At 60.0% G+C, this 16651-nt stretch carries 11 protein-coding genes and 1 pseudogene; 11 read left to right on the top strand and 1 reads right to left on the bottom strand.

Features of this window, described 5'->3' with window-relative positions; all coding sequences use genetic code 11:
* Window positions 1–322 precede the first annotated feature (322 nt).
* Both ACA061_RS20460 and ACA061_RS20465 read left to right on the top strand, forming a co-directional pair.
* Window positions 323–1330: pseudogene (locus ACA061_RS20460) on the top strand (methyl-accepting chemotaxis protein); the annotation flags it as partial.
* 102 nt (window positions 1331–1432) lie between these two features.
* A complete protein-coding gene (locus ACA061_RS20465; protein ID WP_395599692.1) occupies window positions 1433–2188 on the top strand; it encodes a methyl-accepting chemotaxis protein in 756 nt (251 codons plus the stop codon).
* A 155-nt stretch (window positions 2189–2343) separates the two neighbouring features.
* On the opposite strand, the gene arcD (ACA061_RS20470) is transcribed toward ACA061_RS20465, so the two are convergent.
* The gene (gene arcD / locus ACA061_RS20470) at window positions 2344–3771 is read right to left on the bottom strand and encodes an arginine-ornithine antiporter (protein WP_150601632.1); all 1428 of its coding nucleotides are present in this window, start codon (window positions 3769–3771) and stop codon (window positions 2344–2346) included.
* A gap of 486 nt (window positions 3772–4257) precedes the next feature.
* Between arcD (ACA061_RS20470) and arcD (ACA061_RS20475) the strand changes: the two genes are divergently transcribed.
* The 9 genes from arcD (ACA061_RS20475) (at window position 4258) to ACA061_RS20515 (ending at window position 16560) form a co-directional block, all read left to right on the top strand.
* Window positions 4258–5685 carry an arginine-ornithine antiporter gene (gene arcD / locus ACA061_RS20475; protein WP_497299944.1) on the top strand — a complete coding sequence of 476 codons (1428 nt, stop codon included), beginning with the start codon at window positions 4258–4260 and terminating at the stop codon, window positions 5683–5685.
* Window positions 5686–5719: 34 nt separating this feature from the next.
* Complete coding sequence (gene arcA, locus ACA061_RS20480) at window positions 5720–6976, top strand: arginine deiminase (RefSeq protein ID WP_150592878.1); 1257 nt, start codon at window positions 5720–5722, stop codon at window positions 6974–6976.
* 69 nt (window positions 6977–7045) lie between these two features.
* Window positions 7046–8056 carry an ornithine carbamoyltransferase gene (locus tag ACA061_RS20485; protein ID WP_150601634.1) on the top strand — a complete coding sequence of 337 codons (1011 nt, stop codon included), beginning with the start codon at window positions 7046–7048 and terminating at the stop codon, window positions 8054–8056.
* 188 nt (window positions 8057–8244) lie between these two features.
* On the top strand, window positions 8245–9174 hold the full coding sequence (gene arcC / locus ACA061_RS20490; protein WP_150601635.1) for a carbamate kinase: 930 nt from the start codon (window positions 8245–8247) through the stop codon (window positions 9172–9174).
* Between the two features lie 62 nt (window positions 9175–9236).
* Window positions 9237–9599: a DUF5064 family protein gene (locus ACA061_RS20495; RefSeq protein ID WP_150601636.1), complete on the top strand. Its 363-nt coding sequence runs from the start codon at window positions 9237–9239 to the stop codon at window positions 9597–9599.
* Window positions 9600–9808: 209 nt separating this feature from the next.
* Window positions 9809–11317: a transcriptional regulator GcsR gene (gene gcsR, locus ACA061_RS20500; protein ID WP_497299945.1), complete on the top strand. Its 1509-nt coding sequence runs from the start codon at window positions 9809–9811 to the stop codon at window positions 11315–11317.
* A 415-nt stretch (window positions 11318–11732) separates the two neighbouring features.
* Window positions 11733–12116 (top strand): glycine cleavage system protein GcvH, encoded by a 384-nt coding sequence (gcvH, locus tag ACA061_RS20505; RefSeq protein WP_042560627.1) that lies wholly within the window; start codon window positions 11733–11735, stop codon window positions 12114–12116.
* Between the two features lie 11 nt (window positions 12117–12127).
* Window positions 12128–14980 (top strand): aminomethyl-transferring glycine dehydrogenase, encoded by a 2853-nt coding sequence (gene gcvP, locus ACA061_RS20510; protein WP_210700293.1) that lies wholly within the window; start codon window positions 12128–12130, stop codon window positions 14978–14980.
* 203 nt (window positions 14981–15183) lie between these two features.
* Window positions 15184–16560, top strand: coding sequence for an L-serine ammonia-lyase (locus ACA061_RS20515; RefSeq protein WP_150601640.1), 1377 nt, complete (start codon window positions 15184–15186; stop codon window positions 16558–16560).
* The last annotated feature ends 91 nt before the right edge of the window (window positions 16561–16651 follow it).

The following is a 16651-nucleotide window of genomic DNA, read 5'->3' on the forward strand; positions in this document are numbered from 1 at the left end:
GGGTACCTCGTACCCACAGCCCCCGTTTATTCATTCGCGAGATCGCCCCATGTTCGACTCTCTTTCCATTCGCCTGAAAATCGTTCTGCTCTCCGGTCTGTGCCTGCTCGGTGTGGTTGCGCTGATCGTCGGCATGAACATTTACCAGACCAACCAGAACGACGAACTGGTCAGCCATTCCAGCAGCAAGATGCTCACCGCCAGCGTGCAAGACTTGCTTCAGGCCAAAGCCGCCGAACAAGCGGTGCGAGTGCAGAAAACCTTCGGCGAAAGCCTGGTGGTGATCACCGCGCTGGCCGACCAGATCAAGGACATGCGCGTGATGGCCACCAAACGTTCGCTGGACGCCGGCGCCTTGCGTGAAGAGTTGAACCTGAGCCTGAAAACTGCGTTCGAGCGCAACGACAAAGTGCTCGGTATCTGGCTCGCCTTCGAACCCAATAGCCTGGACGGCAAGGACAGCGAGTTCGCCAACGACGCCGCCCGCCAGTCCAACGAAGCCGGACGCTTCGCCGCGTACTGGAGCCGCGCCGGCGGTGCCTCGCTGAACACGGTCATGGTAGAAGATGATTTAACCAAAACCACCCTCAGCGTCAGCGGTACGCCCTATAACAGCTGGTACACCTGCCCTCGCGATAACAAACGCACCTGCCTGCTCGACCCGTACGCTGACACCGTCGGCGGCAAGGAAATGCTCATGACGACCATTTCCGTGCCGTTGATCGTCGACGGCAAAGCCATCGGTGTGGTCGGTGTCGACATCGCCCTCGATGCCTTGCAAGCTGCAACGGTGGAATCCCAGCGCAACCTGTTCAACAACGCCGGGCATATGCTCATTGTCTCCGGCAGCGGCGTGCTGGCTGCCGATAGCTCCGACGCTACCAAAGTCGGCAAGAAGATCAGCGACACCCTCGGCGCCGAGGGCAAAGACGTGCTGCAACTGCTCGGCAGCGGCACGCCGAAAATCCTCGAACAGGGCGACCTGATCCGGGCGGTGTATCCGGTCGACCCGATTGGCAACTCGCGTGCTTGGGGCGTGGTCATCGACCTGCCGAAGCAGGTGCTGCTGGCCGACTCGGTCAAGCTGCAAGCGGTGCTCGACGAAGCACAGGAAACCGGTGTGTTCACGGCGCTGGCAGTAGCTGTGGTCGCGGGGCTGATTGGCCTGCTGCTGATATGGCTCACTGCTTCCGGCGTCACTCGCCCGATCAACAGCGTCGCCGAGATGCTGAAGAATATCGCCAGCGGTGAAGGTGATCTGACCCAACGCCTGAACTACAGCAAGAAGGATGAGCTGGGCGAACTGGTGAACTGGTTCAACCGCTTCCTCGACAAGCTGCAACCGACCATCGCGCAGATCAAACAGAGCATCACCGAGGCTCGCGGCACTGCCGACCAGTCTTCGGAAATCGCCCGTCAGACCAGCGAAGGCATGCAGGTGCAGTTCCGCGAAATCGACCAGGTCGCCACCGCGTCCAACGAAATGAGCGCCACCGCCCACGATGTCGCCAACAGCGCATCGAACGCGGCCAACGCCGCGAAAGGCGCCGACCAGTCAGCCAAGGACGGCATGTCGATCATCGAGCGCAGCACCCGCGACATCAATCAACTGGCCGATGAAGTCAGTAAAGCGGTGACCGAAGTTGAAGCACTGGCGGTCAACAGCGAGCAGATCGGTTCGGTTCTGGAAGTGATCCGCAGCATCGCCGAGCAAACCAACCTGCTGGCGCTCAACGCCGCCATCGAAGCCGCTCGCGCCGGGGAAAGCGGTCGCGGTTTTGCCGTGGTCGCGGATGAAGTGCGCAACCTCGCCAAGCGCACGCAGGATTCCGTGGAAGAAATCCGCATCGTCATCGAGAAAATTCAGACTGGCACTCGCGGCGTGGTCGCGACCATGCATTCAAGCCAGACCCAGGCCCACAACAACGCCGGGCAGATCCGCCAGGCCGTGGATGCGCTGGGCAAGATCAGCGACGCGGTGACGGTGATCAGCGACATGAACCTGCAAATCGCCAGCGCCGCCGAACAGCAGAGCGCAGTGGCTGAAGAGGTTAACCGCAACGTCTCGGCGATTCGTACGGTGACTGAAACCTTGACCGGGCAAGCCACAGAGTCGGCGGCGATCAGCAGCCAGCTCAATGCGCTGGCCAGCCAACAGATGAAATTGATGGATCAGTTCCGCGTCTAGTGGATCACCTCAAGTCCCTGTGGGAGCTGGCTTGCCAGCGATGACGGTGGATCAGTTGATACAGGGGTCGACTGACACACCGATATCGCTGGCAAGCCAGCTCCCACAGGGTCAAAGGCCCCCTCTCCCTCCGGGTCAAAGTGCACCCGACAACCTCACAACGACAACACACCACTGTACAAACCATAAGCCGCCAGCCCCGCGCCAATGATCACGCACGTAAAAATGCCCTTCTCGACATGGGTGAACAGCGGCTCACCCTGCTCATGTTTGGCCTTGGCGAACAGAATCACTCCCGGCGCATACAACAGCGCCGACAGCAGCAGATATTTCACCCCGCCGGCATACAAAAGCCACACCGCATAACTCAGGGCGATGCCGCCAATCAGCAGATCCTTGGTGCGTTCGGCCGAGGCGTGTTCGTAGGTTTCGCCGCGCCCGCTCAACAACACCGCGTACGCCGCCGACCACAGGTACGGCACCAGAATCATTGATGACGCCAGATAAATCAGGCTGGTGTAGGTGCCCTCCGAGAACAGCGTGATCAGCAGGAAGATCTGAATCATCACGTTGGTCAGCCACAACGCGTTGACGGGCACATGGTTGGCATTTTCCTTTTTCAGGAACGCCGGCATGGTCTTGTCCCGGGCCGTGGCGAAAAGGATTTCGGCGCAGAGCAACGCCCACGACAGCAACGCCCCAAGCAGCGAGATCGCCAAACCGATGCTGATCGCCAGCGCCCCCCACGGCCCGACGATGTGCTCAAGCACCGCCGCCAGCGACGGGTTCTGCAGGTTGGCCAGTTCCGGCTGGCTCATGATCCCCAGTGACAACACGTTGACCAGCACCAGCAGCGCCAGTACGCCGATAAATCCGATCACCGTGGCACGCCCGACATCGCTGCGTTTTTCCGCTCGCGCCGAGTACACGCTGGCGCCCTCGATGCCGATGAAGACGAACACCGTCACCAGCATCATGTTGCGCACCTGATCCATCACCCCGCCGAAACTCGGGTTGCTGCGGCCCCAGATGTCGCGGGTGAAAATGTCTGCCTTGAACGCCACAGCGGCAATGACGATGAACATGATCAGCGGCACGATCTTGGCCACGGTGGTCACCTGATTGATGAACGCCGCCTCCTTGATCCCGCGCATCACCAGAAAATGCACGGCCCACAGCAGCACCGAGGCGCAGCCAATGGCGATCGGCGTATTGCCCTGGCCGAATACCGGAAAGAAATAACCGAGGGTGCTGAACAGCAGAACGAAGTAGCCGACATTGCCCAGCCAGGCACTGATCCAGTAACCCCAGGCGGACGAGAAGCCCATGTAGTCGCCAAACCCGGCCTTGGCGTAGGCATAGACGCCGGAGTCCAGCTCGGGCTTGCGATTGGCCAGGGTCTGAAACACGAAGGCCAGGGTCAGCATGCCAATGGCAGTAATCCCCCAACCGATCAGGATCGCTCCCGCATCGGCGCGTGCCGCCATGTTCTGCGGCAGCGAGAAAATTCCGCCGCCAATCATCGACCCCACCACCAGGGCGATCAACGCACCAAGGCGCAGCTTTTGCGTCGGTTGCGACATTCCAGTCTCCCTCTTCCTGACTACCCGTTCTCGAAACCTGTTTACACCTGTGGCGAGGGGATTTATCCCCTCGCCACAAGGCTCGTCATATTCTGGTTATTAACTAAACGGATCAAGAGTAAGAACGCCTGTCGAATAAGGCCAAACAACAGCCTTTATATATAGCGGATAAAGCTAACGCCTACCACGTTAAGACAGTTTTGTGCGCTGATCCTGATAAATCAATTCTGTACTGAAAACAGATGGGGGGAATTTGCCAAACCCGGAAAAAGAACTAGCGTCATAACTCGAAAGCAATAATAGCCATTCCCAACCACATAGCGAAAAACCGTTCTGGAACGGGCCTCGCAGACGGTCGCTTTATGCCTCAAGCGACTCCTTAAGTCATTCATTAACAATGGAATGTGACCATGAACTGATCCAAGTCAGCTGTTTGAACAGACAACAGAACTACGCTGTGATCTCTTCCTGCAATGGAGTCATGCAATGTCTGAAGCTCCCGGAAAACTACGACTCGGTGCACTGGTTGCATTGGTAGTCGGTTCAATGATCGGTGGCGGGATATTCTCCTTGCCACAAAACATGGCCGCCAGTGCCGACGTCGGCGCGGTATTGATCGGTTGGGCGATCACCGCTGTCGGCATGCTCACCCTCGCTTTCGTCTTTCAAACCCTCGCCAATCGCAAGCCTGACCTGGACGGCGGTGTCTACGCCTATGCCAAGGCCGGATTCGGCGATTACATGGGTTTCTCATCCGCCTGGGGTTACTGGATCAGTGCCTGGCTGGGCAACGTCGGTTACTTCGTTCTGCTGTTCAGCACCCTCGGTTATTTCTTCCCGATTTTCGGTGAAGGCAACACGGTTGCTGCGGTCATTGGTGCTTCGATTCTGTTGTGGGCGGTGCATTTCCTGGTACTTCGCGGGATCAAGGAAGCGGCATTCATCAACCTCGTGACCACCGTGGCCAAAGTCGTGCCGCTGGTGCTGTTTGTGTTGATCGCCGTCTTCGCCTTCAAACTGGACATCTTCACCGCCGACATCTGGGGCGTGAAAAACCCGGATCTGGGCAGCGTGATGAACCAGGTACGCAACATGATGCTGGTCACTGTGTGGGTGTTCATCGGCATCGAGGGCGCGAGCATTTTCTCGGCCCGCGCCGAAAAGCGCTCCGACGTCGGCAAGGCCACCGTGATCGGCTTCATCACCGTGCTGCTGTTTTTGATGCTGGTGAACGTGCTGTCGCTGGGCATCATGACTCAGCCAGAACTGGCCAAATTGCAGAACCCGTCGATGGCTGCCGTGCTTGAGCACGTGGTCGGTCCGTGGGGCGCAGCGCTGATCAGCGTCGGTCTGATCATCTCGCTGCTGGGGGCGCTGCTGTCGTGGGTGCTGCTGTGTGCGGAGATCATGTTCGCCGCCGCCAAAGACCACACCATGCCGGCGTTTCTGCGCAAGGAAAACGCCAACCACGTACCGGTCAACGCCCTGTGGCTGACCAACGCGATGGTGCAGATTTTCCTGGTCATCACCCTGTTCTCGGCCAGTACTTACCTGTCGCTGATCTACCTCGCCACGTCGATGATTCTGGTGCCGTATCTGTGGTCGGCGGCGTATGCCCTGCTGCTGGCGGTGCGCGGCGAGAGTTATGAAGGTTTCGCGGCCGAGCGGCGCAAGGATCTGATCATCGGCGGCATCGCCCTGATCTACGCGGTGTGGCTGCTGTACGCCGGCGGCGTGAAGTACCTGCTGCTCTCGGCCCTGCTCTATGCGCCCGGCGCGATCCTGTTCGCCAAGGCCAAGCTCGAACTCAAACAACCGGTTTTCACCAACGTCGAGAAGCTGATTTTCGCCGCAGTGGTCGTGGGCGCCCTGGTGGCTGCCTACGGACTGTATGACGGCTTCCTGACTCTGTAATTGCCAAACATTTTATCTCTGGAGGATCACTGCAATGACCACGGAAAAAGTTAAGTACGGCGTCCATTCCGAAGCCGGCAAACTGCGCAAAGTCATGGTTTGCTCCCCAGGTCTGGCCCACCAGCGGCTGACCCCGAACAACTGCGATGAACTGCTGTTCGACGATGTACTGTGGGTCGCCCAGGCCAAGCGCGACCACTTCGACTTCGTCACCAAGATGCGTGAACGCGGGATCGACGTGCTGGAAATGCACAACCTGCTGACCGACATCGTCGCCATCCCGGAAGCGCTGGACTGGATTCTCGATCGCAAGGTCACCGCCGATTCGGTGGGCCTGGGCCTGATCAGCGAAGTGAAATCCTGGCTGAAAAGCCTCGAGCCGCGTCACATCGCCGAATTCCTGATTGGCGGCGTGTCCGCTGATGATCTGCCGGACAGCTTCGGCGGCAAGATCATCGAGATGTATCGCGATTTCCTCGGCCACTCCAGCTTCATTCTGCCGCCGCTGCCGAACACTCAGTTCACCCGCGACACCACATGCTGGATCTACGGTGGCGTGACGCTGAACCCGATGTACTGGCCCGCGCGTCGTCAGGAAACCCTGCTGACCACCGCCATCTACAAATTCCACCCGCAGTTCACCAACGCCGAATTCGAGATCTGGTACGGCGACCCGGACAAGGACCACGGCAGCTCCACCCTTGAGGGCGGCGACGTTATGCCAATCGGCAACGGCGTGGTGTTGATCGGCATGGGCGAGCGTTCCTCGCGTCAGGCCATCGGTCAATTGGCGCTGAATCTGTTCAAGAACAAAGCCGTGGAGAAAGTCATCGTTGCCGGCCTGCCGAAGTCTCGCGCCGCGATGCACCTGGACACCGTGTTCAGCTTCTGCGACCGCGATCTCGTGACGATTTTCCCGGAAGTGGTCAACCAGATCGTCGCCTTCACCCTGCGACCTGATGAAAGCAAACAGGGCGGCATCGACATTCGCCGCGAAGAAACCAGCTTCCTCGACACCGTGGCGGCCGCGCTCAATCTCAAGGCGCTGCGCGTGGTGGAAACCGGCGGCAACAGCTTCGCCGCCGAACGCGAGCAATGGGACGACGGCAACAACGTGGTGGCCGTGGAACCGGGCGTGGTCATCGGCTACGACCGCAACACCTACACCAACACCCTGCTGCGCAAGGCAGGTGTGGAGGTCATCACCATCAGCGCCGGTGAATTGGGCCGTGGCCGTGGCGGCGGCCACTGCATGACCTGCCCGATCATCCGCGACCCAATCGACTACTAAACCTCTGAGCCCTGGCCTGCACTTACAGCGTGCGGCCAGGGGGATAACCGATACCGAAGGAGATCCATCATGGCTTTTAATATGCGCAACCGCAGTTTGCTGAGTTTGATGCACCACACCACTCGCGAACTGAATTACCTGATCGACCTGTCCCGCGACCTCAAACGCGCCAAGTACACCGGCACCGAGCGTCCACACCTGCAAGGCAAGAACATCGCGCTGATCTTCGAAAAAACCTCGACCCGCACCCGTTGCGCGTTCGAAGTCGCGGCCCACGATCAGGGTGCTCACGTCACCTACATCGACCCGGTGTCGTCCCAGATCGGCCACAAAGAAAGCATGAAAGACACCGCCCGCGTCCTCGGCCGGATGTTCGACGCCATCGAGTACCGTGGCTTTGAACAGGAAATCGTCGAAGAGCTGGCCAAGTACGCCGGCGTGCCGGTGTTCAACGGCCTGACCGCTGAATTCCACCCGACGCAAATGATCGCCGACGTGCTGACCATGCGCGAACACAGCGACAAGCCGATGCATGACATCAGCTACGCCTACCTCGGCGACGCCCGCTACAACATGGGCAACTCGCTGCTGATGATCGGCGCCAAACTCGGCATGGACGTGCGTATCGCTGCGCCGAAAGCCCTGTGGCCACACGCTGACTTCATCGCTCAGTGCAAAGAGTTCGCGGAAGAAAGCGGCGCGCGCATCACCATCACCGAAGACCCGAAAGAAGCGGTCAAGGGTGTCGACTTCATCCACACCGACATCTGGGTGTCGATGGGTGAACCGGTGGAAGCGTGGGACGAGCGCATCGAGCAACTGCTGCCGTACCAGGTCAACACGCAGATGATGAAAGCCTCCGGTAATCCACGGGTGAAATTCATGCACTGCCTGCCGGCGTTCCACAACAGCGACACCAAGGTCGGCAAAGATATCGCTGCGCGCTATCCGCACTTGGCCAATGGCGTCGAAGTAACGGAAGACGTCTTCGAATCCCCGGCCAACATCGCCTTCGAGCAAGCGGAAAACCGCATGCACACCATCAAGGCGATTATCGTGTCGGCGTTGGCGGATATCTAAAAGCCTGACGCAATCTTTCCTGCAGGATCACCGATCCTGTGGGAGCTGGCTTGCCAGCGATGGGATCAACCCGGGCTTTCAGACAACCCGTGGTGACGCCATCGCTGGCAAGCCAGCTCCCACATGGATCGAGTACACATAGAAAGATTGCGTCGCTCGAAACTTCTCTGCTCAAAAGGACATGCACCATGCGTATCGTCGTAGCGTTGGGCGGTAACGCCCTGCTCCGCCGTGGTGAGCCGATGACCGCTGATAACCAGCGCGCCAACATCCGCATCGCCACCGAGCAAATCGCCAAAATCTATCCCGGCAACCAACTGGTCATCGCCCACGGCAATGGCCCGCAAGTCGGCCTGCTGTCGCTGCAAGCGGCGGCCTATACCTCCGTCACCCCTTACCCGCTGGACGTGCTCGGTGCCGAAACCGAAGGCATGATCGGCTACATCATCGAGCAGGAACTGGGCAACCTGCTGGACTTCGAAGTGCCGTTCGCCACCCTGCTCACCCAGGTTGAAGTCGACGCCAATGACCCGGCCTTCAAGAACCCGACCAAACCGATCGGCCCGGTCTACGAGAAAGCCGAAGCAGAAAAACTCGCCGCCGAAAAAGGCTGGGCCATCGCCCCCGACGGTGACAAGTTCCGCCGTGTGGTGGCCAGTCCACGGCCAAAACGCATCTTCGAAATCCGTCCGATCAAGTGGCTGCTGGACAAGGGCAGCATCGTCATCTGCGCCGGTGGCGGCGGGATTCCGACCATGTACGACGAAAACCGCAACCTCAAGGGCATCGAGGCGGTGATCGACAAGGATCTGTGCTCGTCGCTGCTGGCAGAACAGCTTGAGGCCGATTTGCTGGTGATTGCCACTGACGTCAACGCCGCGTTCATCGACTACGGCAAGCCGACGCAGAAAGCCATCGCCGAGGCCCACCCGGATGAACTCGAACGCCTGGGCTTCGCCGCGGGCTCCATGGGACCAAAGGTTCAGGCAGCCTGCGAATTCGCGCGCCATACTGGCAAGGTCGCGGTGATCGGTTCGCTGGCGGACATCGAAGCGATTGTCCAGGGCACCGCCGGTACGCGGATCAGCACGGCGAAACCCGGTATCACCTATCGATAATCAGAAACTCCGGGGGCAGGCCCAGGGTCTGCCCTTCTCCCATGCCTTGAAAGGAGAAATCCATGGCCCAGTTTGAACCTGGTCATTTGCACATTGAGCGGCACGCGTTGACCCCGGACGACGTCAGTTACAACGTGCACCTCGACTACGAATTGTTCACCGACCCTCAAAAGGGCAAGGGCATCCAGTTCACGATGCATGGCAACCTTCAGGGCAAGGACATGAAAGAAACCTTCTTCCTGCCCAAGGAGGAGGCCTACAACTTTGCCAACAACGTGACGAAAATCGCCGAGAAGTACGGCATTCCGAAGACTCACAGCCAGATTGGCTCGGTTCACAAGCATTACGACATGATGTTCGAAGACATCCGCAAGCAGCTGGATATGAAATCCGGCGATCCGGTTAACCTCGAGCATTTCGAATAATCAGAACACGACACCTCCTGTAGGAGTGAGCCTGCTCGCGATAGCGGTCTGTCATTCAACATTTATGTCGTCAGACTCACCGTCATCGCGAGCAGGCTCACTCCTACAGGGTTCGATGTCGGCCTGAAATCCTGCACCGGATTTCACCTCTGCCCTCGCCCCAAGGCATACTTGCCACCCTCCGCACTGCAGAACACTGAACCGCCCCCATGCGTATCCACGTCAGCTTCATCGACCGCGTCGGCATCACCCAGGAAGTCCTGGCCATTCTCGGTGGGCGCAACCTTAATCTGGATGCCGTGGAGATGATCCCGCCGAACGTCTACATCGACGCCCCGACCCTGAGCCCGCAAGTACTCGAAGAACTCAAAGATGCGCTGTTTCGCGTGCTCGGCGTGGAAGCGGTAACGGTGGTCGACATACTCCCCGGCCAGCGTCGGCACTTGCAACTCGACGCCTTGCTCGCGGCGATGACCGACCCGGTGCTGGCCCTCGACAGTGCGGGCAAAGTGCTGCTGGCCAACCCGGCATTGATCGCGTTGTACGGGCGGGAGCCGGCGGGCGAAGGCGTCTCTGAACTGTTCAACGATCCCGGTCTGCTGGAGACCCTGCTCGAACACGGTTTTCGCCTGCCGCTGCGCGAGATCACCGTCAACGGCCAGACGCTGTTGCTCGACGCTACGCCGATCACCGACGCTGGCGCCCTGCTCACGCTGTATCAACCGAACCGCATCGGCGAACAGCTCTCGGCGTTGCACCACGACCACGCTGAAGGTTTCGATGCGCTGCTCGGCGAATCCCCGGCGATCCGCACCCTCAAGGCGCGTGCGCAGCGTGTGGCCGCCCTTGATGCGCCCCTACTGATTCAAGGCGAAACCGGCACCGGTAAAGAACTGGTCGCCCGTGCCTGCCACGCGATCAGTGCGCGGCACAGTGCGCCGTTCCTGGCATTGAACTGCGCTGCTCTACCGGAGAACCTCGCCGAGAGCGAACTGTTCGGCTACGCCCCCGGCGCCTTCACTGGCGCGGCGCGTGGCGGCAAACCGGGGCTGATGGAACTGGCCAACCAAGGCACGGTGTTTCTCGACGAGATCGGCGAGATGTCACCGTACTTGCAGGCCAAGCTGCTGCGTTTTCTCAACGATGGCAGCTTCCGTCGGGTCGGCGGTGACCGAGAGGTGAAGGTCAACGTGCGGATCCTCAGCGCAACTCACCGCGACCTGGAAAAAATGGTCAGCGAAGGCTCGTTTCGCGAAGACCTGTTCTATCGCCTCAATGTGCTCAATGTCGAGGTGCCGCCGCTGCGCGAACGCGGTCAGGACATTCTGTTGCTGGCGCGTTATTTCATGCAGCAGGCCTGTGCGCAGATTCAGCGCCCGGTCTGCCGTCTCGCACCCGGTACTTACCCGGCACTGCTCGGTAATCGCTGGCCGGGCAACGTGCGCCAATTGCAGAACGTGATCTTCCGCGCCGCTGCGATTTGCGAAAGCAGTCTGGTGGACATTGGCGACCTCGACATTGCCGGCACTTCCGTTGCGCGTCAGGTCGACAGCGACGTTGACAGCCTTGAACAAGCGGTCGAAGGCTTCGAGAAATCGCTGCTGGAAAAACTCTACGCCAGCTACCCCTCGACCCGCCAACTGGCCAGCCGCCTGCAAACCTCGCACACCGCCATCGCCCATCGTTTGCGCAAATACGGCATCCCCAATAAACCCTGACTCACCCAAATCCCCTGTAGGAGCTGCCGAAGGCTGCGATCTTTTGATCATGATGTTGAAAAAACACAGTCAAAAGATCGCAGCCTTCGGCAGCTCCTACACTAGGCATATCTGCTTTAAAAGCGACCTCCACCTGTACTGAAAGCGCTACAGCGGAACGATATCGCTACACCCTCCTCCAGTCACCGCCGTGCAAGGCTTTGATCCCGTTCAGCTTTTTTCCCTGCTCCACGCTGTAGCGATTTCGCTACACGCACACCCTCAGCCTTAACTTAAAAAATCCACAAGCCATTGTTTTATAACGATAAATTCACATTGGCCGCGATCTTGCTAATCAACCCCTCATAAATAAGGGCTTCCCTGCCCAAGCCTTCCACCGCGTCCACCAGACGAGTCTGGCCCCTGAGGAGTTTCCATGAGCGAGTTGCGTTTTACTGAAGATCACGAATGGCTGCGCGCCGAAGCTGACGGTAGCGTTACTGTCGGCATCACCGCTTTCGCGCAGAACGCCCTGGGCGACGTGGTGTTCGTGCAACTGCCTGAACTGCAGGCTTACGAAAAAGGCGCCGAAGCCGCCACCGTGGAATCGGTGAAAGCCGCGAGCGGCGTTTACATGCCCCTCGACGGTGACGTGCTGGAAGTGAACCCGGCGCTGGAAGACAGCCCTGAGCTGGTCAACGAAGATCCACTGGGCCAAGGCTGGTTCTTCCGCTTCAAACCAAGCGACGCCGCCGCTGTCGGCAAACTGCTTGATCAAGACGCTTACGACCGTCTGATCAAAGCCCAAGCCGAAGCCTGAGGAGAGCCGACATGACACAAGTAAACCTGGGCACCGCCAACGAATTCATCGCCCGTCACATCGGCCCGCGCGCCGGTGACGAGCAAGCCATGCTCAACAGCCTCGGCTTCGACTCGCTCGAAGCCCTGAGCGCCAGCGTCATCCCGGAAAGCATCAAGGGCACCAGCGTGCTCGGCATGGACGATGGCCTGAGCGAGGCCGATGCACTGGCCATGATCAAGGGCATCGCCGGCAAGAATCAGCTGTTCAAGACCTACATCGGTCAGGGCTATTACAACTGCCACACGCCGTCGCCGATCCTGCGCAACCTTTTGGAAAACCCGGCCTGGTACACCGCTTACACCCCGTACCAGCCAGAAATTTCCCAGGGCCGTCTCGAAGCGCTGCTGAACTTCCAGACCCTGATCAGCGACCTCACCGGCCTGCCGATCGCCAACGCCTCCCTGCTCGACGAAGCTACCGCCGCTGCCGAAGCGATGACCTTCTGCAAACGCCTGAGCAAGAACAAGGGCAGCCATCAATTCTTCGCCTCGATCCACAGCCACCCGCAAACCCTCGACGTGCTGCGCACCCGTGCCGAGCCGCTGGGCATTGAAGTGGTCGTGGGCGATGAGCGCGAATTGACCGATGTAACGCCATTCTTCGGCGCGTTGCTGCAATACCCGGCCAGCAACGGTGATGTGTTCGACTACCGCGAACTGACCGAGCGCTTCCACGCCGCCAACGCCTTGGTTGCCGTAGCCGCCGACCTGCTGGCCCTGACCCTGCTGACCGCCCCGGGCGAGTTCGGCGCTGACGTTGCGATCGGTTCCGCACAACGCTTCGGCGTGCCGCTGGGCTTTGGTGGCCCGCACGCGGCTTACTTCTCCACCAAAGATGCGTTCAAGCGCGACATGCCGGGCCGTCTGGTCGGCGTTTCGGTTGACCGTTTCGGCAAGCCAGCGCTGCGCCTGGCGATGCAGACCCGCGAGCAACACATCCGCCGCGAGAAAGCCACGTCGAACATCTGCACCGCGCAAGTGCTGCTGGCCAACATCGCCAGCATGTACGCCGTGTATCACGGCCCGAAAGGCCTGACCCAGATCGCCAACCGCATCCATCACCTGACCGCGATTCTGGCCAAGGGCCTGACTGCGCTGGGTCTGAATGTCGAGCAGGAAAGCTTCTTCGACACTCTGACCGTGGCTACCGGCGCGCAAACCGCTGCGCTGCACGACAAGGCTCACGCCCAGCAGATCAACCTGCGTGTCATTGACGCCCAGCGTCTGGGTCTGTCGGTTGACGAAACCACCGCTCAGGCTGATATCGAAACCCTGTGGAGCGTCTTCGCCGACGGCAAAACCCTGCCGGACTTCGCCGCCCTCGCCGCCACCGTGCAGAGCACCATTCCTGCTGCGCTGGTACGCCAGTCGCCGATTCTCAGCCACCCGGTGTTCAACCGTTATCACTCGGAAACCGAGCTGATGCGCTACCTGCGCAAACTGGCAGACAAGGACCTGGCCCTGGATCGCACCATGATTCCGCTGGGCTCGTGCACCATGAAGCTCAACGCCGCCAGCGAAATGATCCCGGTGACCTGGGCCGAGTTCGGCGCCCTGCACCCGTTCGCCCCAGCCGCGCAAAGCGCCGGTTATCAGCAACTGACCGATGAACTGGAAGCGATGCTCTGCGCCGCGACCGGTTACGACTCGATCTCGCTGCAACCGAACGCCGGTTCGCAGGGTGAATACGCAGGTCTTTTGGCGATCCGCGCCTATCACCAGAGCCGTGGCGATGACCGTCGCGACATCTGCCTGATCCCGTCGTCCGCCCACGGCACCAACCCGGCTACTGCCAACATGGCCGGTATGCGCGTGGTCGTGACCGCGTGCGATGCGCGTGGCAACGTAGACATCGAAGACCTGCGCGCCAAAGCCATTGAGCACCGCGATCACCTCGCCGCGCTGATGATCACTTACCCGTCGACCCACGGCGTGTTCGAAGAAGGCATCCGCGAAATCTGCGGGATCATTCATGACAATGGCGGCCAGGTATACATCGACGGCGCCAACATGAACGCGATGGTCGGCCTCTGCGCACCAGGCAAGTTCGGCGGCGACGTGTCGCACCTGAACCTGCACAAAACCTTCTGCATCCCCCACGGCGGTGGCGGCCCGGGCGTCGGCCCGATCGGCGTCAAATCGCACCTGACGCCGTTCCTGCCAGGCCACGGCCACATGGAACGTAAGGAAGGCGCGGTCTGCGCGGCACCGTTCGGCAGCGCAAGCATTTTGCCGATCACCTGGATGTACATCCGCATGATGGGCGGCGCGGGTCTGAAGCGCGCTTCGCAACTGGCGATTCTGAATGCCAACTACATTTCCCGTCGCCTCGAAGAGCACTATCCAGTGCTGTACACCGGCAGCAATGGTCTGGTGGCGCACGAATGCATCCTCGACCTGCGTCCGCTCAAAGACAGCAGCGGCATCAGCGTTGATGACGTCGCCAAGCGTCTGATCGACTTCGGCTTCCACGCTCCGACCATGTCGTTCCCGGTGGCCGGCACGCTGATGATCGAGCCGACCGAAAGCGAATCCAAGGAAGAACTCGACCGCTTCTGCGACGCCATGATCCGCATCCGCGAAGAAATCCGCGCTGTGGAAAACGGCACGCTGGACAAGGAAGACAACCCGTTGAAAAACGCTCCGCACACCGCAGCGGAACTGGTCGGCGAGTGGACTCACCCGTACAGCCGCGAGCAAGCCGTTTACCCGGTGGCCTCGTTGATCGAAGGCAAATACTGGCCACCGGTCGGTCGCGTCGACAACGTGTTCGGCGACCGCAACCTGGTCTGCGCCTGCCCGTCGATCGAAAGCTACGCTTAAACGAATGAGGGGCGGGTTCACCCGCCCCGAACGATTCACCTGGTTCACCTGATCCAACTGTAGGAGCTGCCGAAGGCTGCGATCTTTTGATCTTCTGTTAAAGATCAGGATCAAAAGATCGCAGCCTTCGGCAGCCCCTACAGGGAAATGCATCAAGCCTGATGTTTCGCCAATTCCTATAACAAGAAACCGGAGAACCACTCATGTCGTTAAGCGTGTTCGACCTGTTCAAGATTGGCATCGGCCCCTCCAGCTCCCACACCGTCGGCCCGATGCGCGCAGCTGCGCGCTTCGCCGAGGGTTTGCGTCGTGAAAACCTGTTGAGCGCAACCGCCAGCGTTCGCGTCGAGTTGTACGGTTCTCTCGGCGCCACCGGCAAAGGTCACGGCAGCGACAAAGCCGTGTTGCTTGGCCTGGAAGGCGAACACCCGGACACGGTAGACACCGAAACCGTCGCCGCGCGTTTGCAAGAAATTCGTAGCAACGGACGCCTGAACCTGCTGGGCGAACACAGCATTGCGTTCAACGAGAAAGAACAGCTGGCGATGATCCGCAAGCCGCTGGCCTATCACCCCAACGGCATGATCTTCCGTGCGTTCGACGCGGCGGGCCTGCAAATCCGCAGCCGCGAGTACTACTCGGTCGGCGGAGGTTTTGTTGTCGACGAAGACGCGGCCGGCGCCGACCGCATCGTCGAAGACGCCACCCCGCTGACTTTCCCGTTCAAAAGCGCCAAGGACTTGCTCGCACATTGCAGCACGTATGGTCTGTCGATCAGCCAGGTCATGTTGACCAACGAAAGCGCCTGGCGCCCGGAGGCGGAAACCCGCGCCGGCCTGCTGAAAATCTGGCAGGTGATGCAGGATTGTGTGACCGCCGGCTGCCGCAACGAAGGCATTTTGCCGGGCGGATTGAAGGTCAAACGGCGCGCGGCGGCGTTGCATCGGCAATTGTGCAAGAACCCCGAATCCGCGCTGCGTGATCCGCTGTCGGTACTCGACTGGGTCAACCTCTACGCGCTGGCCGTCAACGAAGAAAACGCCAATGGCGGACGCGTGGTCACCGCACCAACCAACGGCGCAGCGGGAATCATCCCGGCCGTGCTGCATTACTACATCCGTTTTATCCCCGGTGCGAATGACGATGGCGTCGTGCGTTTTCTGCTGACCGCGGCGGCAATCGGCATTCTGTACAAGGAAAATGCCTCGATCTCCGGCGCCGAAGTCGGTTGTCAGGGTGAAGTCGGCGTGGCTTGTTCGATGGCGGCTGGGGCCTTGTGCGAAGTACTCGGCGGCAGCGTTCAGCAAGTCGAGAACGCCGCCGAAATCGGCATGGAACATAACCTCGGCCTGACCTGCGACCCGATTGGCGGGCTGGTGCAAGTGCCGTGCATCGAGCGCAACGCCATGGGCTCAGTGAAAGCGATCAACGCGGTGCGCATGGCTTTGCGTGGCGACGGGCAACACTTCGTCTCCCTCGACAAGGTCATCCGCACCATGCGCCAGACCGGCGCCGACATGAAAAGCAAATACAAAGAGACCGCCCGCGGCGGCCTGGCGGTCAACATTATCGAATGCTGATCACGTAATTAACTCCCTCTCCCTCCGGGAGAGGGCTGGGGTGAGGGGCTCTTGACCTTGATCTTGAGCGCCATCCCCAACCACCCATTCA

It is taken from the genome of Pseudomonas sp. LBUM1668, assembly GCF_059695715.1.

Coding starts and splice junctions, on each gene's coding strand:
- arcD (WP_150601632.1), bottom strand. CDS start 3,771: ATGTCGCAACCGACGCAAAAGCTGCGCCTTGGTGCGTTGATCGCCCTG.
- gcvP (WP_210700293.1), top strand. CDS start 12,128: ATGACACAAGTAAACCTGGGCACCGCCAACGAATTCATCGCCCGTCAC.
- gcvH (WP_042560627.1), top strand. CDS start 11,733: ATGAGCGAGTTGCGTTTTACTGAAGATCACGAATGGCTGCGCGCCGAA.
- gcsR (WP_497299945.1), top strand. CDS start 9,809: ATGCGTATCCACGTCAGCTTCATCGACCGCGTCGGCATCACCCAGGAA.
- arcD (WP_497299944.1), top strand. CDS start 4,258: ATGTCTGAAGCTCCCGGAAAACTACGACTCGGTGCACTGGTTGCATTG.
- arcA (WP_150592878.1), top strand. CDS start 5,720: ATGACCACGGAAAAAGTTAAGTACGGCGTCCATTCCGAAGCCGGCAAA.
- ACA061_RS20495 (WP_150601636.1), top strand. CDS start 9,237: ATGGCCCAGTTTGAACCTGGTCATTTGCACATTGAGCGGCACGCGTTG.
- ACA061_RS20485 (WP_150601634.1), top strand. CDS start 7,046: ATGGCTTTTAATATGCGCAACCGCAGTTTGCTGAGTTTGATGCACCAC.
- arcC (WP_150601635.1), top strand. CDS start 8,245: ATGCGTATCGTCGTAGCGTTGGGCGGTAACGCCCTGCTCCGCCGTGGT.
- ACA061_RS20515 (WP_150601640.1), top strand. CDS start 15,184: ATGTCGTTAAGCGTGTTCGACCTGTTCAAGATTGGCATCGGCCCCTCC.
- ACA061_RS20465 (WP_395599692.1), top strand. CDS start 1,433: ATGCAGGTGCAGTTCCGCGAAATCGACCAGGTCGCCACCGCGTCCAAC.